Source organism: Lederbergia sp. B243.17 (genome assembly GCF_057657925.1).
In genome coordinates, this window is sequence record NZ_JBWBKF010000097.1 from 74,474 (window position 1) to 94,908 (window position 20,435).

A 20,435-nucleotide genomic window follows, 5' to 3' on the forward strand; every position below is an offset into this window, starting at 1 on the left:
GATGAATCTTATTACCCGGCTCGTGCGGTTGTAGCACGGGTGCTACAAACTAACAAAACGATACTACCATATTTTAAAAGCATTTGTCAATACTCGTCTCAATTCATTTCCAGCGAGGCACTGATCTCGGTTCGGGTGCCGAATCTGCGAATTTCGTAGCCTGTCCTTCCTGTCGGGAGACCACGGAAAAAGATCTTTATCCCAAGATCGCCTTCCAGTTTCTCCAAATATCGTTCCCCTTCACCTGAAAAGGCGGCCTGTGTATCCGCGTCGCATTCGATCAGCACGGCTTCATGGTCTCCAGGCGGCATTTCCCGGAGCTGCCGTTCAAGCCGGAAAGCGTTCGTCTCCGGAGAGAAGACTTTGCCCCTTCCGCCGCAAGCCGGGCAATCCGTCATCAAGGCGGCGGCGAGCGAATGCTTCGTCCGTTTCCGTGTCAGCTCAAAAATCCCGAGCGGAGTAAAACCAATCAGCTTTGCACCGTTCGGATCGCTGCGGAGCGCATCGGCAAGCGTCCTCTCTACCTTCTTCCAGTCATCCGCCGCCTTCATGTCGATAAAGTCGATCAGGATCATTCCGCCGCAGTCCCTCAGCCGCAGCTGCCGGGCAATTTCCAGCGCAGCAAGCCTATTCGTTTCGAAGATTGTGTCGCTCTTTAGCGTTTTTCCTGTGAACTTCCCTGTATTGACATCAATGATAACAGCGGCTTCTGTCTCATCGATAATCAAATAGGCGCCATTCTCCAGCCAGACAATCTTTTTCAGCGCTCTTTCCAGCTCTTTTTCCACTTCAAGCAGGGAAAAGATGTTCTCTTTTCCCAGAATGAGCTTAGTGGTCCATTCTCCAGTCAGTCCCCGCTTCTTCAACTCCGCCATCGCAGCGGAACTGTTGCAGTAAATCGCCCCTTCATTCAGGCGGACGCATTCCCGGCCCACCTCGTCAAAAAACCGAGAATCGGCCCGTAACAGCTCTGGCGGGCTGGCCTCTTTCAGCCTCTCTTTCAGTTCGATATATTCTCCGCGGAGCCGTTGAAGTTCTTCAAAAAAATCCTCTTCCGTCCCTTTGACCGCCTCCGTGCGGATGATCAGCCCTTCCCGATCCTCAGCATACCGGCTTGCGGCCGAACGCCAAAAGCTGCGCCCGGATTCGGAAAGTTTTTTCGTTACTGCGATATATTTTCCATCCGGCATGTAGACCATCCGCTCACCAGGGAATTCAATGATGCCTGAAAGGAGCGGCCCTTTCCTATCGGTTGCATCCTTTTTAACTTGGACAAGTAACTTTTCCCCCTGCCTGAGAAAAGCGGTAATCGGTTTCTTGTCTTTATCGGCATCTTCGGAATGTATATAGGCAGGCAGGTCATTCCGCTGGAGAAATCCGTTCTTTTTTCCCTTGCCGATTCTGATAAATGCCGCATTCATCCCCGGCTTGACCGTTTCGACGATGCCATAGTATATGTTGCCGACCTCGGACCTGTCCTTTGGCTGATCAATCAGGAGCCTGACCGTTCTCCCGTCCTCCCTAACTGCCAGCCGTTTTTCATCCGTAATCGCATCAATGATAATTTCATTCATTTTATTCTTCACCCATTCTACCGCAAAAAAGGCAGATTTTTAGATCTGTCTTTAACTGTAGCTTGCTCTTCTGTTGACGTCAATCATTCCTCATATACTAGATCCTTCAGCTTTGCGTCAACTTGCTTTTCAGTAAAATAAGCATAAAGGAGTTCATTTTCATCAAGCTTTCCCTTCCCTGCAATGACAACGAGATGTTTGCAGCCGCGCCGGAACCTTTCCATTGCAGAGAGCAGTGATTCCTCGCCGGCCGCCTCCAGATTGTGGAGCTGCTCAAATTCTGCCTGCTTTCCGTAATGCCTTTCAAGCAGGAAACGCATAAAAACAAAGCGCTGTTGCTTCCATTCCGTCCAGAGACTGAAGTAGAGAAAGCCGAGCACAATCCATATATTCAGATGAAAAGGGAAAAATACAAAGCAGATCAAATGGAGTACGAGCAAAAATGCAAATGAGCTTTGAAGCGAAAAACGCAGAGCCTGACTGAACGCAAAACGGGACGTCAGCAGCAGGCGCCAAAGCTTCCCGCCGTCAAGCGGCAGGATCGGCAGCAGGTTAAACAGGAAGACCATCGCGTTCATCTGGTGGAGAAGCCCTGCATATTCTACCGGCAATAATTCCAAGTTGCCAAGAACGATTACCGTTCCCGCGATGATGACATGCTGAAGAGGCCCGGCAAGAGTGATGATGAGCTCCTCCTTCAGCGGTCTGTTGCCGTGCTCATCCACTTCGCATACACCCCCAAACGGGAGGAGTACGATCCTTCTGATTCTCCAAGAAAAATAGGCTGCTGCTGTCGCATGGCCGCATTCATGGAGAAAGACGATGAAAAAAAGGGCAGCCAATTCCCAGAAATAGCCTGTCAGTACAGCAAGTCCCGCAATAGCCCAGAAGAAAGGATGAATATGGACCTTTGTCATCAATTGGATGTACTTAGTCAAAGGTCATCACCGTTGTCGGATCGATGAATTGGCCGTTCTGTTTGATAGCAAAATAAAATTGCCCGGCGAGTTCATCCTCGCTGCTGGAGACGACTCCGACCTGCTCTCCCGCGCTCACTTGTTCGCGGGGCTTGATTTTCACCGATTCCAAATTGCCGTACCAGGACTCCGACCCGTCCGAATGCTGGATGACGACCGTATTGCCGATATCTGATTTTTTCCCGGCGAACAGGACAACCCCTCCTGCCATCGCTTCCACCGCAGCTCCCTGTTCCGTTTCAAACAGGACGCCCTGACGCCCGTCGGCAAACGGCTCTGATATCTTGGCGGATGCCGGCAGCACATACGGTATGGTTGCCGGCTTCTCTGTTTCTGCAGGAGTTTTAACAGGCAGGAGTGCGAGCGGCTTGCCGAATTGTTTTTCATACCAGTCCGCCGCCGCAGCAAACTTGAAATCCGTTTCAAATGTTTTCGTTACCGCCGCACGTGCCTTATCCAAAGCGGGGGCCTGCACTTGGAATAGAATCGCCGTAACGAGGACGAGCAGGGCCGACCCGAAAATTTTCATCAGAAACACATCTTTATTCCAAAGCGGATGGACGGAACGCTCTTCGCGCGACCAGCCATCGGATGTATACTCCATATCCGGAGCGGTTTCTTCGCTTTTATATAGTGGCCGATCAGACGGAATCCTGTTTTGCCTCCGCCTTTTGGCCATCCGCTTTCTGACTTCATCCGCTCGCCGGCTCATGTCAACACTCTCCCCTGCTTGGTCATTTGTATTACGATATGACTTGTCCGCCGAGGATATGACGTAAACATACGCGACAAATCGTGAGCTGACGTATGCATGCATGCCGTATCGTGAACTGATGTGTAAGATAAAAACTGACTTGAATTGACATGAACCGCTTAAAAAAATGTAAACTTGACTCGCCTTTGAATCCTATAGGTATCACGGGAGGGGGCAAAACCGGAAGATTCAAAAAACCTCCAAAGGCTAAGCTTTGGAGGTTTCATTCAGGCGCGTGCGCCAAAAAACTTTTTAATTTTCGCGAACATCCCGGGTTTTTCATCGTCCAGCGCTTGGAGCGGCACGGATTCGCCGAGAATCCTTCTCGCGATGTTCCGGTAAGCGATTGACGCTTTGCTGTTCGGATTTAAGGCGATCGGCTCTCCCTGGTTGGAGGACTTGATCACTTCTTCATCGTCCTGAACGATGCCGAGCAAGTCAATCGACAAGTGCTGGGAGATTTCGTCCACATCGAGCACGTCCCCGTTCCGCATCATTTGGCTGCGGATCCGGTTAATGATCAATTTCGGCGGTTCTACGGTCTCTTCCTTCTCTAGCAGTCCGATGATCCGGTCGGCATCCCGCACAGCGGAGATTTCCGGCGTTGTGACAACGATCGCCCGGTCTGCGCCCGCCACAGCATTTTTATATCCCTGTTCAATCCCTGCAGGGCAATCAATCAGAATATAATCATAGTCAGGCTTCATCTCATCGACGAGAGCCTTCATCTGCTCAGGCGACACGGCTGTTTTATCGCTCGTCTGGGCGGCTGGCAGCAAGAACAATTTATCTTCAAAACGCTTGTCCTTCACCAATGCCTGATGCGGCTTGCATCTGCCCTCAACGACATCGACGAGGTCATAGATGATGCGGTTCTCCAATCCGAGCACGACATCAAGGTTGCGCAAGCCGATATCCGTATCAATCAGGCATACTTTCTTCCCTTGCAGGGCAAGGGCCGTCCCCAAGTTTGCGGAAGTTGTCGTTTTGCCGACGCCGCCTTTCCCGGAAGTAATTACGATTGCCTCACCCATAGTAGTGTCCCCCTTTGAATCTAGTAATATTCGGCCGTATGTATTTCAGGACCTGCAAACGGTCAATGACAATCTGGTGCGTTTGATCAATGTAGGCACATTCCATCTGATGATGGTCCTCATTGTCATACGAATCAGGCGCCCTGCTGATGCAGTCGGCGATCCGCAGCTGAGAGGGAGTCATGAATGAAGCGACAATGACCGCTTCCTCATTCCCGGAATAGCCTGCATGGGCCACTCCCTTCAGCGCTCCCATGATAAAAATATTTCCGCCTGCTCTCACCGTTCCGCCCGGATTCACATCTCCAACGAGCAGAAGGTCACCGGTCACTTCCAAAATCTGCCCGGAACGGACAATGGCAGCGATCGATGTAATATCCTGCTTGTCTATAAGCGCTTGTGATTCTTCCTTCGTCATCACATTGCTTTCAATCTCTTCAACAAGCAGATTTTGCTTCTGCCTGATCATCTCTTTCAGTTCTTCTTGCTGCTTCTCATCCAAATATCGGTTGCCGGCCAGGATACGGACAGAAAGCAGCGGTGTATCAGCTTCTGCACCCTGCAATTCCGCCAATTTCTCTTCCAGCTCAGCAAGCAGCTCTTCATAGGAACAGCGGTCGCTCAGTTGCAGCGAAAGGCCGCTCTTCGTCCCTTTTATCATTACATATTGTTTGTTTTTCATGTTAGCCGGGCAGCTCCTTTCCAAGCAAGTGTCCTGCCCCTATGTCTCCTTTCGGCGGAAAACGTCGGTTCTATCCATATATGTACAAGTGTGATATGGACCCTTTTACGGACGATCTCTGAACCTTTTACTGTCTCAATCTCCTCATTTCGACAGGTGGCGCATTTTTCCCTCTTTTTTTCTCTTATTTTTCAAAAATGCGCTGCCGAAAAAAACTATTCATCCAGCTCCAGCCTTCTTTTTCGCTGCAACCAACGGGAGAAAGGAAGAAAGACCACAATAAAAAAGGCGATGTTCAGCACAAGCGTCGGCAGAAGACCGAACTCGACAAATTCACTGAACGGGGCCGTCTTGCGCGAAATAAGAAAATGTAGAAAATAGACGAGTGTCTCAACGAGTGAAATGTTCAGTATGACAATCAGGGCGGCCGTTAATATATTTGCTTGGAGAATTTTCTCCATTTTAGCTGCAACATAGACGGCAATCGGAAAGAGAAAAAGGTACACTCCGATCAAACCGGTGTAATAAATATCAAAAACAAGACCAAAAATAGCCGCATATACGAGCGTGCGGTTCCGGAAATAATAGATGCCCATCAAGACAAGCAGGATGAGAAGAAAATGGGGCTCCAGCACGCGCGGGCCGCCGAATGCCCCGGGAGGAAGAAGGTCGACGAAAATGCTTTCGGCATAAAAGACGACCGCCAATACGAGGGGCAGAACAACTCGCTTCATCATTCCTCCCCCTCTTTGCTTTCCTTGTATGCTTCCATGCTCCGCTTAACGACGATGACATGCTCGAAGCCGTAAAACTCGGCAGACGGCTCTACATAAGCAATCTGCGTTAAACCATACTCATCGGGCACCAGTTCCTTGACCGTCCCAATGTCCAGGGATTTCGGGAAGACGCCGCCCAAGCCGGACGTGATAACCCCTTGTCCGGGCTTGATCTCTTTATCGTTCGGAAGATCTTTCAGCAGGAGCATGTTCTTCTTCTGGTCATACCCGTCGATCAGTCCGTATACTTCATCATCATTGCCAATCTGGACAGCAGCCGACACGCGGTTTTTCGTATTATCCGAGCTTAGCAGTTCAACAGTCGCTGTCACACCAGAAGTAGCTACAACCTTACCGACGAGCCCCTTTGCCGTAATGACAGCCATATCCGGCTTCACGCCGCTCTTGCTGCCGCGGTTAATGATGATTTGCTCATACCAGCGGTCAGGTGTTCGGCTGATGACAGTTGCCTGGATCGGCGTATAGTCCCGCAGGCTCTCGGTCTTGCCCAGTACTCCACGCAGTTCCTTGTTGTCTTTCTTCAGATCGGCGATTTCCTTTTCCTGCTTGGCCAGCCCTTCGAGTCGGACCTTCAGTTTCTGATTTTCCGTATATGTATTTTGTAGACTTTTCACATTGTCAAAAAAACCTGCTATTGCATGGGCAGGCTTGGAAACGAGTGATTGCCCAAAACCTGCAACATCCTTCACGAATTGCTCGGGCTTTGAGATGTTATCACGATCCCGAAGCGTAAAACCGATCAATGAGACGAGGATAATAATACTGACAAGCAGGATAATCAGACGTTTATTAAGAAAAAACTGCGGCATGATTGACACCTCATTTTCTGATTAGCCGGCAGCTGATCACCCTCCCAGCTGCAAGGAGATGGAACCCCGGAAATGGAAAAATTCCGGGGTCCCCTAATTGCAAATTTCAGATTCGGTCCGGCACGCCAATCAGGACCCTGCTGGGGCGGCCTATCTGATGAATTTTGTTTTATCTCGCTTTATTTTTGAACAGATCAATGTGCTCAAGCGCTTTTCCGGTACCGATGGCAACACAGTCAAGCGGATCGTCGGCGATAAGGACCGGCATTCTCGTCTCTTCGCTGATCACCTTGTCCAAATTGCGCAGAAGCGCTCCGCCGCCTGTAAGGACGATGCCGCGGTCCATGATGTCCGCTGCCAGCTCAGGCGGAGTTTTTTCAAGGGTGTTCTTCACCGCTTCAATGATGGCATGGACGGTATCGTGAAGCGCCTTGGCAATCTCGTCCGCACGGATTTCAATCGTCTTCGGCAAGCCTGTCAACAGGTCCCGCCCGCGGATTTCCATCGGAGCGATGCCTTCCACATCCCCTGCAGAACCGATTTCAACCTTGATTGCTTCAGCTGTACGCTCTCCAATTAACAAGTTATACGTTTTGCGGATGTACGTGACGATTGCTTCGTCAAAATCATCGCCCGCAGTCCGAATTGACATGCTAGTCACAATTCCTCCAAGGGAAATAACCGCCACTTCCGTTGTACCGCCGCCGATGTCGACAACCATGCTGCCGGTCGGTTCCCATACAGGCAGGTTTGCACCGATTGCCGCTGCAAACGGCTCTTCAATCGGATACGCATCACGTGCGCCCGCTTCTCTTGTCGCATCGAGCACGGCGCGCTGTTCAACGGCTGTGATACCAGACGGAACGCAAACCATTACATGGGGCTTTCCGCCAAATGAGCCATTTTTCGCTGCGCTTTTAATGTAATATTTCATCATCGCCGCTGTAGTTTCATAATCGGCGATGACGCCGTCTTTCATCGGCCGGAGTGCAACAATATTGCCCGGTGTCCGTCCGATCATATTTTTCGCATCATTTCCAACTGCGACAATTTTCTTCGTATCCGTCTGTAATGCGACGACGGACGGCTCGCGGAGGACGATGCCTTTGCCTTTGATAAAAACGAGCGTGTTCGCCGTTCCCAAGTCGATTCCAAGATCCTTCGTTCCGATTCCAAACATGTTATGTATCTCCCTTTCTCCATTCAATGCCAAGCCGGCAAAACAGCTTTGCCACTTTCCGCCCAGCCTCGCTGTATGCTGAACATTCTATTCCAATGGCCCTAAACCCAATGGCCGGTCTTTTAAAAAATCACAAACATAATTATATATTAACATTGTTGTAAATCATAGTACTACATATATCCTTTTTCTTTCATGCTCACATATCGCTTGTCGCCAATTATAACATGGTCGAGAACTTCGATGCCGATCAGCTTCCCGCATTCCACAAGCCGTTTTGTCACATCGATGTCTTCACGTGATGGTGTCGGATCTCCGCTCGGATGGTTGTGGAAACAGATGATGGAGGCTGCAGAGCGCCGGAACGCTTCTTTAAATACCTCTCTCGGGTGGACAATCGAGGCGTTCAGGCTGCCGATAAAGATGGTTTGCCGGTGGATGACTTGGTTTTTCGTGTTGAGGTAGACGCAAACGAAATTTTCCTGATGCAGGAAGCGCATATCATTCATGACGTAGTTCGCCCCGTCTTCGGGGCTGCGGATTACATAACGGTCGGAGTAGGAGAGGTTGGAGATTCTTCTCCCGAGCTCAACGGCTGCGGCAATCTGAACGGCCTTCGCCTCCCCGATCCCCTTGATTGATGTCATTTCTTCAAGGGCCGCGTCTTTCAGCCAGGAAAGGCCGTCAAACTGTGTAAGGAGCCGATTGGCGAGCTGGATGACGGATTCAGAGCGGGTTCCGCTCCTGAGCAGGATGGCAAGAAGCTCTTGATTCGACAAGCTTTCCGCTCCTTGCTGGATCAGTCTTTCCCTCGGGCGTTCAGCAGTCGGGAAATCTCGGATCATCAACGTTTCAGGTTCTATTTTCAAGTGGGGCAAGCCTCCTTTTGATTTAAGGAGCCGGAGGGGTCAGTCCCATTTTCTGCAATACTCTGAACAGCGGGGAGACCGGCAGGCCGACAACAGAGAAGTAATCGCCTTTGATTTCTTTCACAAACAGAGAGCCAAGCCCCTGGATTCCGTATGCACCCGCCTTGTCGAACGGTTCGCCGCTGTCGAGGTACCGTTTAATAAGCTGCTCGTCCAGCTCCCAGAACAACACTTCTGTTTTCACATGGAATACTTCCTTTTTCTGCTGGTGAAGCACAGCCGCACCTGTATATACTTCATGCATCGATCCGGAAAGCTGTTTCAGCATCGTTTCCGCATGCTCACGGCTTTGCGGCTTGCCCATGACCGTTTCTCCATAGACAACAATCGTATCCGAACCGATGATGAAAGCTTCAGGGTGAAGAGGCTGTGCAGCTTTTGCCTTCCGCAGCGCAAGTTCTTCGACAATCGCGCTTGGGGCAAGACCTTCCTGGTAGGACTCATCCGTATTCGTCGGCTGGACATCAAATGGGATTTGCAGCTTTGCCAGCAGTTCTTTTCTGCGTGGCGAGGAGGATGCGAGTATGAGGTTTTTCATGAGGTTTCCTGCCTTTCCTGGATAAGGGAGATATACCCCCATCGTATCAGAGCGGCATGGAATGGGCAAGCCGAATAACGCCCGACCTACAGCTTGGATCCGGCTTATGATCGGTGCGAACGCATGAAAAAACCGGCCATCTGAGCCTTTACGGCCGGGGACCGGTTCCGAACGAAATTTGAAGATAGTCTAAAAGCGACTGCTGGGCGGAAACAAGGTTTTGCGCGTTGCCGCTTTTACCGAATGCTTCGCTATGTTCGACTGCCTGATTGATCGCTTTCCCGAGAGCCGCGGCTGTTTCATTACCGTCACCGGCTTTTGCGGCCGCTTCCGCCTTTATCTTCGCCCCCTCAACGCCGGCGCTGTCAAGCTGACCGCTGACCGCTGCCTTTCCTGTCACTTCCGCCAGTGAAAGGAAGGCTTCCCTGCCCGACTTCAAGGCCTCATCTGTCCCTGCCTGGACTTCCCACTCTTTGGCTGGGAAGGAGAGCATTTTTGCCCAGACATCTTCCCCGCCCGCTTTCAGCTTATTTTCCATTGCTTTCGCTGTAACGATGTCGGCAGCAACGCCGGAAAAAAGATAAAACTTCCCATCCATTTCAAGGAGTGACGCGGCCTGGCCCTTCGCTTTAAAGGCAGCGGCCATTTCCTCCCCTGCCTCCTTTGTGGAAAACACACCGGCCTGCACGAGCGCTACATCAAGCGCAGGCAGTCCAGCCGCTACCATTGCCGCGGCTTTTTCAGGCGCCGGTTTTGCAGTTGCTTCTTCTAGCTTGCCTCCCGATGCTTCGATTTCCTTTGAAGCCGGCAAGGTAATATTCAAGATGAAAAGGCCAAGCAGCAGACCGATGACAATCGCGAAAACGGCCGACACGATCAGAAGACCCTTTCCTTTCAGCCAGCTCTTCTTGTTCCTTTTAAAAGACGTGATTGCCTGGCTTCCCGCCGTATAGATGGGCACAGGCTTGTATTCCGGGATATCGATTCGCTCTTCATCCGGAAGAACCCACTCAAAACCCTCCTCGTCCGCCTTCTCAGCCGCGGAAGCTGTTTCATCCTTTGCTGCCTGCCAGTTAGAGATGACCACCTTCTCGGCAAAATCCTGTTCCTGGCCATTCACCCTGACGGTAATCGTCCGCTTCCCTTTTTTCGCCATGCCTCCACCCCTTCCGCCCACTCTGTCTTGCTTCATGCTAGCATAGCGAAAATAAAAAAAGACAAGACTTTTGTCGTCTTGTCCTCAAAGGATTTCGTCATTTTTTTTGCGCTGGCAAACGCACAAACGGATCCTCTTTATGGGCCGGCTGCGGAGCATCGATTTTCGGAAGCTGATCGAGCAGCTGTGTCAAAACAGGCAAGTAATAAACTGAAATATCCGTTTCAAATGTGAACGGCTCTGATACCGTCTTTTCGTCTTCATCCAGAACCGTCACTTCTTCCTGGCCGTTCAGCACGGCGCGTTCAATCTGGGTGATCCGCGGCTCGCTTTCAATGCTCTCGAGAAAAGCTGCATAATCTAAATATTTATCGGCTGTCACCGTAACCGTCGCTGTCAGTTTTTCCATTCCTTCCGGAAGAACGGCAGGCTCAGGAACAGGCACATTTTCTACTGTTTCATCTTCCTCAGTTTCTGCAGTGTCGTTCTCTTCTTCGCCGCTTTCTGTTTCGGCAGGAAGCACACCGTTCACAGCAAACTGGATCGACTCAATCTGAACGCCTGAAATCGTCTCTGCTTTTTCTAGATCGAGAACGAACTGATCTTCCATCGCTTTGACCGGGACCTTTTTCTGTAGCGATAAGGTGCTCTCAAACGTTGCATTTCCGATCCCATCCGCCCGCTTTTGGACGATTGCGAGCATTTTCTTTTCTTGTCCAAGCTCCCGCGCCTTCTGCTCTGCAAGCTCAGCTTGGGGCTTGTACATGAAGAGGTAAAGGAGGCCGATGGCAGCCAGGGCGAATAAAGCCGCAATAGCTGCCAAAGCCCACTGCTTTTTTTCGAGGGAGAGCTTCATCATTCCTCGCCCCCTTCCTCGGCAGTATCTTCCACAAGCCCGGCCTTAATCGCATTTCTGTCCAGCTCCACCTCATAGGATGCGACATAGCGCGGCAAAATGTTTTTTTGGTCGGAGTTAGTCGTTTCTTCTTCCTCCTCTTCAAGCTTCTCGCTTTCGACGGATAAGAGCTTGGCATCTACTACCCATTCGGAGGAAAGAAGCTGGTGGAGATAAAAGGCCGATTCCCGGCTCGTATCAAATTGGACAGCCAAATTGACATGACCGTCATAGGTGTACGTCAATTCTTTGATAAACCCGCGTTCCGGCAGCTGATGGATGAACAATTCCATCACTGGCACGATTGCAACTGGCTCGTTTTCTGCCCAAGCAATCGCCCCTTTTAAAATGGCGACTGAATCATTCGCCTCATAGGCGGAAATTCTCGCTTCCTCTGCCGCAACAAGCTTCCGAGTCTCCAAAAGTTTTCTTTCCTCGTCAGCAACCCGCCCCTTTTCGTTCTGCGTCTGAAAAAAGATCACAAGGAAGGCGAGCAGGAATCCGATTGCAATCATCAGCAAAACCATTAATAAGGAGGAAGAACGCTTCCCTTCTTTTTCAATCAGGTTGATATCGACAAGCATCTAGGCGTTCACCTCTTTCAACGCCAGGCCGAGAACAGGCAGGAAACCTGGCGGCAGCGGACTGCCATCCGGGGAGGCAAACTTTTCTGCCGGAAATTCTTCCGGCTTCACAGGCAGCCTTTCACTAAGGACTGCCTTGATTTCCGAAAATCGTTCATGGTCGCCGCTCAAAAGCACCCTATCGATCCGGGCGTCGCCTTTTTTCAGCGTATATGTATAAAATTCTATCACTTTATCAATCTCATGGAAGGCGTCTTCCATGAGGAGTAGGGGATTGATGTCATTGGATTTTTCCGGCAGGGAGTCTGTTCCGTATGTAACTGGCTTCATGAAGAGCGGAATGTCTTCATGGAAAATCGACATCGTCAGCAAATCATGATCAAAATGCAGCAGGAGAACGTGCTCTGCGATGTCTGTCATCCCTGCATAATGGAAAAGGCGGTACAGCGCAAGCGGCGATATTTCGGCTGCAGCCGGCTTCAGCTTTGCTTCTTCAAGCCCGCGGACATACGCATCAACCACTTCTCCAGAAGAAGCGACGAGCAGCACCTCATTGGCCTTCTCCCCTTCGCGGATGATCTTGGCATCAAACGCGGGGTCTTCGAATGGAAGATGGATCTGCGTACCAATTTCTAGAAAAATATGACCCTTCAGTTCATCTTCCCGTACATCCTTCTGAACAGGGACTATACGGACGTTCACATACTGATCAGGAACGAGAAATTGGACATCCCGCCGTTTGATCCCCCAAAGGGCAGCACATTCCTCAAGGATAATGCGAAAGGCATCAAGATCCGTCACTTTCCCGTCCCGGATCACTTCGCCGCTTAGCGGACGCTCCTCCCAGCGGATGATTTTAGGCTGGGCACCGAGCGCCACATCCATAAACCGAATCGAATGATCGGTGAAGACAAGACTGGCTGTTTTCTTTTTTCGTTGAAATATCTGTAGGCCCATCCTAAAAACTCCTTTTTGCGGAAGAATCACACGCTGTATAAGTTATTGAAGAAATGAAAAATACCAATCAATAATTGGCTGATGATAGAAAAAGGCGATCAGCGTCCCGGCACCAATGAATGGCCCAAACGGTATCGGCTTCCCCTTCGGCAGGATCTTCAGCGCAACGGCGGCAACGCCGCCAATCGCCCCGAACAACGACGAAAGGAAAAACGACAGTAGAACGACCTTTGTCCCGAGCGCAAGGCCGAGCACCGCATAAAGCTTGATATCGCCTCCGCCCATTCCGCCCTTGCTGATGACCGCAATCAAGAGCAGCAGGCCAAAGCCTAGTGCGGCACCGAGCAAGGAATCCCACCATGGGGTGAGAGGGAAAAGCAGCCGTTCAACGGCAAAAAGGCAGCCAAAAAACAGCAATACCTTATCGGGGATAAGCATATAGGTCACATCGGAGACGGTGATGATGATGAATAAAGAAATGAGTGTCCAGGCAATGACGGTCTCCGCCGTCAAGCCGAGCGTTATGTAGGCAAATACGAAAAGAACGGCCGTCATCGCTTCCATGATTGGATAAAGCGGGGAAATCCGCGACCCGCAGCCGCGGCATTTCCCCCTCTGCCAAACATACGACACAACCGGAATCAATTCAAGCGGTCCAAGCGTCCGCCCGCAGCCCGGACACGCCGACCGTGGCTTTACAATAGACTGCTTCGCCGCCACCCTCAAGCCCACAACATTGTAGAAGGAGCCGAGGAGGAGGGCGTAGAGGGTTATTATAATATTCATATACTAGTAATCAACTACCAGTGCCACCACTTGTAGTTTTTTCTAGTTCTTTACGATCTAATTTATCCTGAGTTACGCCATTAATTTTTGGCATTCCAGTTATATTCAGTGTTACTGTGTATTCACCTGATTCTTTATTGTACTCAACAAAGTTATCAGTCTCGCTGTAGTCTTCTTTTGTAGGGCTTTTAAACTTCTCAAGATATCCCCCATCTATTAACTCTTTTAACGTATACTTACCAGCTGCTGCACCCTTTTCCTCGTTCGCTACTGCCATGCGTCCTGCCTCTAACATCATTTTCGCATTCGAAATGTGCGCATCCTTCTTCGAATTCTCAATCACCTTTCCAATACTCGGAATCGCAATCGCCGCAATGATCCCCAAAATGACGATAACTGCCAACAGCTCAACAAGTGTAAAACCTTTTTCTTCTTTCAATCTCTTTCTCAATGTTAACATGTAAATTCCCTCCTTTTGGTTCTTATGGTTTAGGTTATTAGACCTAGCTTCATTATAGCGGATATTGGAGAAAAGAATAGTCGAATTTCCATTTTTGCCCGGTATTTTTGGTACCTTTGGCAGAATATTGGCTGTTTTTCGGTTTCTTATCCTTTACCCATTTCGATAGACTATTACCCTTGTACTTTATTAAAGATATCAAACATCGGCAACATGATCGCTAGCACAATGACGCCGACGATCGAGGCAAGGACGACGATCATAATCGGCTCGATCAGTGCCTTCATCCGGTCGGTCGCGGCTTCCACTTCTTTTTCATAGAAGTCGGCGACTTTGTCAAGCATCGCATCAAGTGAGCCGGTCTCTTCGCCAATTGAAATCATCTGCGAAACGAGCGGCGGGAAGGCCCAATGCTTTTTCATCGGCTCGGTGAGCGAGCGCCCGTTTTCAAGAGCAATTTTTGAATCACGGATGACACGGGAAATCACTTCGTTTTCGATTACCCGCTCGACCATCGACAGAGCCTGAAGGATTGGGACGGAACTGGCGAACATTGAGCTCAGCGTCCTTGTCATTGACGCCAGCTCCGTTTTTTGCAACAGGTTGCCGATAACCGGGATTTTCAATAAAAAATAGTCCAGATAATACTTTGAGTTTTTGTTCTGCTTGATCAATGCGATCGCAAGCACGAAGAGAATGACAGCGAGCAGGATTACGTACCAGTACTTGCCCATAAAATGGCTCGCATTTAGGACAAACTGGGTGATGGCCGGTAATTCTCCACCAAAATCAGCAAACAGGTCGACGAAAGTCGGGACAACGCCGACAAGCAGGAAAATAACAACAGCAACAGCCACGATGCCGACAACAGCCGGGTAGGCGAGTGCCGAGACGACCTTCTGTCTCGTCTGGTGCTGCTTTTCATAATGCTCGCCGAGCCGGTCAAGCGTATCGTCGATCGTTCCTGACAGTTCGCCAGCACGGAGCATGTTAATAAAGAGCGGTTCAAAGATTTTTCCATGCTTGGCGAATGCATCGGACAGAGGCTGCCCCTCGCGCAGGTCCTGTTCAACATTTGTCAGTGCCTTTGCCAGCGGTTTGCTTTCGGTTTGGGCTGCGAGAATTTTCGTCGCGTCAACGACCGTGACGCCTGCGCGCAGCAAGGTCGAGAACTGGCGGAGAAAGATGACGAGATGCTGAAGCCTTACCGGATTCCCGATCGTCAAATCTTTTGTGAATAAGGTCTCTGGCTTTTCCTCGATATGGATGACACGGATGCCGTCATCCTTCAGCTTCAGCATCGCTTTGCGGCGGTTTTCCGCCTGGATCGTCCCGTTTTTAACACCGCGGCGGTCGCGTCCGGAGTATGTAAAGCGCGCCATCAGCCTTCCGCTCCTTTAACATATTGCAGCGCCGCGTCTTTGCTGATTTGACCACCCTCGACCAGCTCCTTAATATGCATTTCAAGCTGCTGCATTCCTTCTGCCCGCGATGTTTGCAGGATGTTCGGGATCTGATGGACTTTTTCGCTCCGGATCAGATTGGCGACTGCCGGCGTGTTAATCAAGATTTCTAATGCCGCCCGGCGGCCCTTTCCTTCGTTCGTCGGGAAAAGCCGCTGGGAGACGACTGCCGACAGCACAGAAGCAAGCTGAATCCGCACTTGCGGCTGCTGAGCCGGCGGAAAGACGTCGATGATCCGGTCAATCGTCGACGGTGCGCTCGATGTATGGAGAGTAGCCAATACAAGATGCCCGGTTTCCGCAGCCGTGATTGCTGTTTGAATTGTCTCAAGGTCGCGCATCTCTCCGACGAGGATGACATCCGGATCTTGGCGCAAGGCGCTACGGAGACCGTTGGCGAAGGTCTGCGTATCAAACCCGACCTCACGCTGATCGATGATCGATTTGCCGTGCCGGTGCAAATATTCGATCGGGTCCTCGAGTGTGATAATATGCTTACTCATCGTCCGGTTCATATAGTCGATCATCGCCGCCAGTGTCGTCGATTTTCCGCTTCCGGTCGGACCGGTGACAAGCACAAGCCCTTGCGGCCGTTCGGAGATTTTTCGCAGCACGGCCGGATGATGGAGATCATCAAGTGTCGGGATGGACGTCGGAATAATCCGGACGGCAAGTGAGACGCATGAGCGCTGAAAATAGGCATTGATCCTAAAACGGGAAACACCTGGGATCCCATAGGAAAAGTCGAGCTCCCCCTTGTCTTTGAATTGCTCCCATAAAACTTCGGATACGAGCGAACTTGCCATCCCTTCCGTGTCCTCCGGCAGAAGCGGCTCTTTTCCGTAACGTTTCAGTAGGCCGTCAATCCGCATGATCGGCGGCACCCCGACGGTCAGATGGAGATCAGAGGCGCCAAGTTCGAACGCTGCCCGCAATAATCGTTCAATTTTTGTTTTCATCTTTTCACCTACTCTGCAATTGCCACGCGCAGTACTTCTTCCGTTGTGGTGATGCCCTGCTTCACTTTGAGCAGGCCGTCGTCGATCAAGAAGATTGTTTTGTTTTTATACGCAAGTTCACGAAGCTTGGAAAAAGGTTCGTTGTTCATGATCACTTTCCGGATCTCATCGTTGATGGTCAACACTTCATGGATGGCGATCCGCCCTTTGTACCCGGTCATATTGCATGACGCACAGCCGCGCCCCCGGACAATCCGGTCGACTTTCATTCCGCGTTTGGCAAAAATCTCGACCTCGCGCTGTGTCGGCGCCTCTTCCGCCGCACAATCGCGGCAAACTCTCCTGACGAGCCGCTGGGCGACAATGCCGGTGAGCGACGAGGCTACAAGGAACGGTTCGACTCCCATATCGAGCAGCCTTGTGATCGTACTCAGCGAATCGTTCGTATGGATGGTGGAAAGGACAAGGTGCCCGGTAAGTGAAGCCCGGATTGCAATTTCCACTGTCTCCTTGTCGCGGATTTCTCCGACCATGATAATATTCGGATCCTGACGCAAAATCGATCGAAGCCCAGCCGCGAACGTCAATCCGACATTCGGGTTGATCTGAATCTGATTGACCCCTTCAAGCTGGTACTCAACCGGATCCTCAACCGTGATAATGTTCACTTCCTCGCTATTCAGCTTGTTAAGTGCCGCATAGAGTGTCGAGGATTTTCCCGAACCCGTCGGCCCTGTAATCAGGACGATACCGATGGGCCGCTCAATCATTTCTTTGAACCGTTTCAAGTTGAGGTTATTGAAGCCGAGCTGATTCAGGTCATTCAGCGAACTGCTGAGATCGAGAATCCGCAGGACGACTTTTTCGCCAAACACAGTCGGCAGAGTCGAAACACGAAGATCAACATGGCGGAATTCGATCGTCGTCTTGATCCGGCCGTCCTGAGGAATCCGGTGTTCTGTAATATCGAGGTTTGCCATGATTTTAATTCTGGCAAGCAGGACACTTTGCATCCCTTTCGGCAACGTCCGTTCCGTCCTCAGCACTCCGTCGATCCGGTAGCGGACAACGACCTTCGTCTCTTGTGGATCGATATGTATATCGCTCGCCCGCATCGCGATCGCATTGCTGATCAGCTGATTGACCAGTTTTACGACAGGCGAATCCTGATCGGTGATGCGTTCCTCCTCAACAAGCTCAGGAGCTCCTGCATCAAGAGCAAGCACATCAAATTGGTCATCCAGATCGTAATATTTATTGATCGAACGCAGTATGTCATCCTTCGTCGCAATGGCCGGCTCAATCCGGAAACCTGTCGAAAGTCGAAGATCTTCGATTGTGTAATAGTCCATCGGGTCAGCCATTGCCACGAATAATGTGTCCCCATCTTTTTTCATTGGGATAATCAAGTTCCGCTTTGCGGCCTCTTTTGAAATGAGCGAAAACAGTTTGGTGTCAAACGGATAGCGGTAAAGGGTGACATGCGGAATCCCCAGCTGGAATTCCAGCACTTCAATCAGCTGCTGCTCGGTAATATAGCCTCTCTGGAGCAGTACATCCCCCAGTTTCTGGGTCGGCCTTTTTTCCTTCAGCGCTGTCTGCAGCTGTTCCTCTGTCAGCAAACCAGCTTCCACCAATAAATCCCCAAGCCGCTTTCTCGTCTTTGTCATCTCCGCCACCCGCTTCCCTTATTTCTTCACATCGCCTGGATCGGTCCATACTTGGCCTGGGACGGCTGTGTCACTCTTATCCTGCCCGCCTGCCTGACCCTTTCCGGAAGCGGAGTTCCCCTGCCCGCCTCCGCTTTCCGTGTTAACCTCTTTCCCATTGGCTGTTCCGCCACTGGTTTTTTCAGGAGTGGTCCCGCTGTTTTCCTTGTCCTTCTTGCCTGCATCAGCCGCATCACCAGAACCGCCTTTATCTTCGGAAGAGTCCGGGTTCCGCTCATCGCTGAGAAGTTCTTCACCGTCAATGACATTCTCTTCCTCGATCGCTGCTTCACTTTCTTTTACAATCAAGCTGCGCATAACGACGCGGTGGATTGGCGGGTAAAAGTCTTCGGCGATTTTTTCTTCATCAAGCACTTCTCCATCATGATTCTTCTTCATCCGGACGGCAGTAACCAGAAGCCCGTCTTTTCCTTGCTCCGTGATCCTTGTTTGGCCTTTTGCAAGGGAAGGGTTGTACTGCTGGATCGTTTTCGGCGAGAAGCTTTTTCCTTTCTGCAAAGACAGCTCATAGCCATAAACAAAAGGGTTGCCGGTCAATACAGCGCGCAGGCCTCCGTCTTCTTCCGTGACGGAAAGCAGGTACGCCTCTTCGTTCGGATTGGCAAAAATGAAATCAAGATTTGCCCTGCCGTCAACCTTTGCTTCAAGCCCGAGCTGGGCATAATCCGGAAGTTCACTGCTCTGATTCCGCTCCATGATTGTGAAGTTGGTCTGGAACAGAAGTTCATACAACAAGGAAGCAACCACGCTCGCATCTTCGCTATCCAGCTCATCCATACCAAGTTCCGCTGAAAATTCGAGCAGGGAAAAAGTCGACTTCCCTTCAATCGGGACATCGCTCATTGCGCCAGCAAGCGATGCAACGCCAGGAGTGATATCCACGCCATTTGCAACTACTTCGGCAACTGTCTCTTCCCCGTTCTTATCCAAAAAGAATTGATTGAGATAGATTGTATCCTGTAAAGGCTTGTCCAAATGGCCGGATTTTTCAATAATGACACCCCTCAGACCGGATAGATCAAAGGCTGACGGATCAACACCCGGATAAAGGGAGAAAATCATTTCTTCCGCCTCACTCTCAGGCAGTTCAATAACAATCGGATTGCTTTTCCCCGTTTCCGCCCTTTCCACGCTTTTTGCAATTGCAAAGGATATGGCCCCTAAATCCGCAACCTGATTGTCTTCTGCTAGTCGAACATCAAGCTCCGATCTGCCCTGCCATTCCTCCACTGCTTTCAGCAGCTGCTGCTGGGCCTCATTCTTCGTTTTACCAGCTACATCAATGCCGCCGATCGACGTGCCGCCGGCAAATTCGTTTTTCGGCTGAAAATACTTTTGGACAGCTAAAACCCCGCCCTGTGTAAAAGCCATTAAAAATGCGGTAATAAGAACAAGCATCGCCGACATATTCAGCAAACGTTTTGTATTCAAGTCAGGCGCCTCCTGCCATCTTCTCATTCACCGACATTCATCGATAGTTCCACAAACAAAGCCGGGCCTGCGTCTTGGACCACACTGATCATTTCCTCATCCAGTATGCTCCCTTCTGCAATAATGAGGCTGCCATCGGAGGACAAAATATTTTTTAACACCCTTTTGCCGATTAGCAGATCCGCCTGTTTCGATTTCAATGCCATCACTTCTTCGTTTCCGTCTTGCTCCTGAAGTTGCTCCCCAAGCGCTTCGGCAGTTTCCACATACCCTAATTGAACATCCTCCCTTACAATGATGATGTCCCTACCGTAAGTAACGATAAAATCTGCCTTTACATAGCGAGTGCTTCCTCCTGCGGTCAATTGGATGCCGATGATCTGACCAGACTCCGGATTGATGACATATTCGCCTGCTTCGCCGATCAGTTCCCCCTGTCTCGTCATCACCCGCGTGTCGCTGATACGGATTTTCTTGTTGACAAGCTGATGGGCGATCGGAATTTCATTCAAATCGATAATTGCATTCTCATTTTCGATCGTGACGGCAAAAGCGCCGATGCCAATGATCCGTTTAAAAGGAATCGCCTTCAGGCTTGTCTGCCATTCTTCCTGATCAATCGTTAAAAAGTCGACCGATCCTTTATCTGGGTTAATAACGAGTGTTTTGACCTTGCCGATTTCCTTGCCGTCCTCAATGGAAATGATCGGCAGATCAATGATTTCTGTACTTTTCTTCAT

At 50.4% G+C, this 20,435-nt stretch carries 21 protein-coding genes and 1 other annotated feature (1 of these 22 cut by a window edge); all 21 genes read right to left on the reverse strand.

From position 1 onward, the window contains the following. Window positions 1–40 (reverse strand) — a sequence feature (ribosomal protein L21 leader region) (it extends 40 nt beyond the left edge of the window). Window positions 41–98: 58 nt separating this feature from the next. The 21 genes from AC0TWI_RS20550 to AC0TWI_RS20650 all read right to left on the reverse strand — a co-directional run bounded on the left by AC0TWI_RS20550 (window position 99) and on the right by AC0TWI_RS20650 (window position 20,435). Further along, window positions 99–1,574 carry a ribonuclease E/G gene (locus tag AC0TWI_RS20550; RefSeq protein WP_488128209.1) on the reverse strand — a complete coding sequence of 492 codons (1,476 nt, stop codon included), beginning with the start codon at window positions 1,572–1,574 and terminating at the stop codon, window positions 99–101. Window positions 1,575–1,657: 83 nt separating this feature from the next. Next, the gene (locus AC0TWI_RS20555; protein WP_488128210.1) at window positions 1,658–2,512 is read right to left on the reverse strand and encodes a M50 family metallopeptidase; all 855 of its coding nucleotides are present in this window, start codon (window positions 2,510–2,512) and stop codon (window positions 1,658–1,660) included. Beyond that, window positions 2,505–3,263 carry a peptidoglycan DD-metalloendopeptidase family protein gene (locus AC0TWI_RS20560; protein ID WP_488128211.1) on the reverse strand — a complete coding sequence of 253 codons (759 nt, stop codon included), beginning with the start codon at window positions 3,261–3,263 and terminating at the stop codon, window positions 2,505–2,507. The genes AC0TWI_RS20555 and AC0TWI_RS20560 overlap by 8 nt, the downstream gene beginning before the upstream one ends. 269 nt (window positions 3,264–3,532) lie before the next feature. Continuing rightward, window positions 3,533–4,339, reverse strand: coding sequence for a septum site-determining protein MinD (gene minD / locus AC0TWI_RS20565; protein WP_488128212.1), 807 nt, complete (start codon window positions 4,337–4,339; stop codon window positions 3,533–3,535). Next, window positions 4,332–5,021, reverse strand: a complete 690-nt coding sequence (gene minC / locus AC0TWI_RS20570) for a septum site-determining protein MinC (RefSeq protein WP_488128213.1) — start codon at window positions 5,019–5,021, stop codon at window positions 4,332–4,334. The genes minD and minC overlap by 8 nt, the downstream gene beginning before the upstream one ends. Before the next feature lie 215 nt (window positions 5,022–5,236). After that, window positions 5,237–5,755, reverse strand: coding sequence for a rod shape-determining protein MreD (gene mreD / locus AC0TWI_RS20575; RefSeq protein ID WP_488128214.1), 519 nt, complete (start codon window positions 5,753–5,755; stop codon window positions 5,237–5,239). Then, window positions 5,755–6,627 (reverse strand): rod shape-determining protein MreC, encoded by an 873-nt coding sequence (gene mreC, locus AC0TWI_RS20580; RefSeq protein ID WP_488128215.1) that lies wholly within the window; start codon window positions 6,625–6,627, stop codon window positions 5,755–5,757. The genes mreD and mreC overlap by 1 nt, the downstream gene beginning before the upstream one ends. A gap of 169 nt (window positions 6,628–6,796) precedes the next feature. Continuing rightward, on the reverse strand, window positions 6,797–7,807 hold the full coding sequence (locus tag AC0TWI_RS20585) for a rod shape-determining protein (RefSeq protein ID WP_488128216.1): 1,011 nt from the start codon (window positions 7,805–7,807) through the stop codon (window positions 6,797–6,799). 173 nt (window positions 7,808–7,980) lie between these two features. Next, the gene (gene radC / locus AC0TWI_RS20590) at window positions 7,981–8,652 is read right to left on the reverse strand and encodes a RadC family protein (protein ID WP_488128425.1); all 672 of its coding nucleotides are present in this window, start codon (window positions 8,650–8,652) and stop codon (window positions 7,981–7,983) included. A gap of 46 nt (window positions 8,653–8,698) precedes the next feature. Further along, complete coding sequence (locus AC0TWI_RS20595) at window positions 8,699–9,274, reverse strand: Maf family protein (protein WP_488128217.1); 576 nt, start codon at window positions 9,272–9,274, stop codon at window positions 8,699–8,701. A gap of 148 nt (window positions 9,275–9,422) precedes the next feature. Further along, window positions 9,423–10,430, reverse strand: a complete 1,008-nt coding sequence (locus tag AC0TWI_RS20600; RefSeq protein ID WP_488128218.1) for a hypothetical protein — start codon at window positions 10,428–10,430, stop codon at window positions 9,423–9,425. A 97-nt stretch (window positions 10,431–10,527) separates the two neighbouring features. Then, window positions 10,528–11,289 carry a hypothetical protein gene (locus AC0TWI_RS20605; protein ID WP_488128219.1) on the reverse strand — a complete coding sequence of 254 codons (762 nt, stop codon included), beginning with the start codon at window positions 11,287–11,289 and terminating at the stop codon, window positions 10,528–10,530. Then, window positions 11,286–11,909: a hypothetical protein gene (locus AC0TWI_RS20610; RefSeq protein ID WP_488128220.1), complete on the reverse strand. Its 624-nt coding sequence runs from the start codon at window positions 11,907–11,909 to the stop codon at window positions 11,286–11,288. Before AC0TWI_RS20610 ends, AC0TWI_RS20605 begins: the two co-directional genes overlap by 4 nt. Beyond that, entirely contained in the window at window positions 11,910–12,866 is a 957-nt protein-coding gene (gene pilM, locus AC0TWI_RS20615; protein ID WP_488128221.1) for a type IV pilus biogenesis protein PilM, read from the reverse strand. Between the two features lie 42 nt (window positions 12,867–12,908). Further along, a complete protein-coding gene (locus AC0TWI_RS20620; protein ID WP_488128222.1) occupies window positions 12,909–13,652 on the reverse strand; it encodes a prepilin peptidase in 744 nt (247 codons plus the stop codon). Window positions 13,653–13,662: 10 nt separating this feature from the next. Further along, window positions 13,663–14,112, reverse strand: coding sequence for a prepilin-type N-terminal cleavage/methylation domain-containing protein (locus AC0TWI_RS20625; RefSeq protein ID WP_488128223.1), 450 nt, complete (start codon window positions 14,110–14,112; stop codon window positions 13,663–13,665). A 173-nt stretch (window positions 14,113–14,285) separates the two neighbouring features. Continuing rightward, window positions 14,286–15,494 carry a type II secretion system F family protein gene (locus AC0TWI_RS20630; RefSeq protein ID WP_488128224.1) on the reverse strand — a complete coding sequence of 403 codons (1,209 nt, stop codon included), beginning with the start codon at window positions 15,492–15,494 and terminating at the stop codon, window positions 14,286–14,288. Continuing rightward, window positions 15,494–16,534: a type IV pilus twitching motility protein PilT gene (locus tag AC0TWI_RS20635; protein WP_488128225.1), complete on the reverse strand. Its 1,041-nt coding sequence runs from the start codon at window positions 16,532–16,534 to the stop codon at window positions 15,494–15,496. Before AC0TWI_RS20635 ends, AC0TWI_RS20630 begins: the two co-directional genes overlap by 1 nt. Window positions 16,535–16,542: 8 nt before the next feature. Then, the gene (locus AC0TWI_RS20640; protein WP_488128226.1) at window positions 16,543–18,204 is read right to left on the reverse strand and encodes a GspE/PulE family protein; all 1,662 of its coding nucleotides are present in this window, start codon (window positions 18,202–18,204) and stop codon (window positions 16,543–16,545) included. An 18-nt stretch (window positions 18,205–18,222) separates the two neighbouring features. Further along, a complete protein-coding gene (locus AC0TWI_RS20645; protein WP_488128227.1) occupies window positions 18,223–19,695 on the reverse strand; it encodes a G5 domain-containing protein in 1,473 nt (490 codons plus the stop codon). A gap of 23 nt (window positions 19,696–19,718) precedes the next feature. Beyond that, window positions 19,719–20,435, reverse strand: a complete 717-nt coding sequence (locus tag AC0TWI_RS20650) for a PRC-barrel domain-containing protein (protein ID WP_488128228.1) — start codon at window positions 20,433–20,435, stop codon at window positions 19,719–19,721.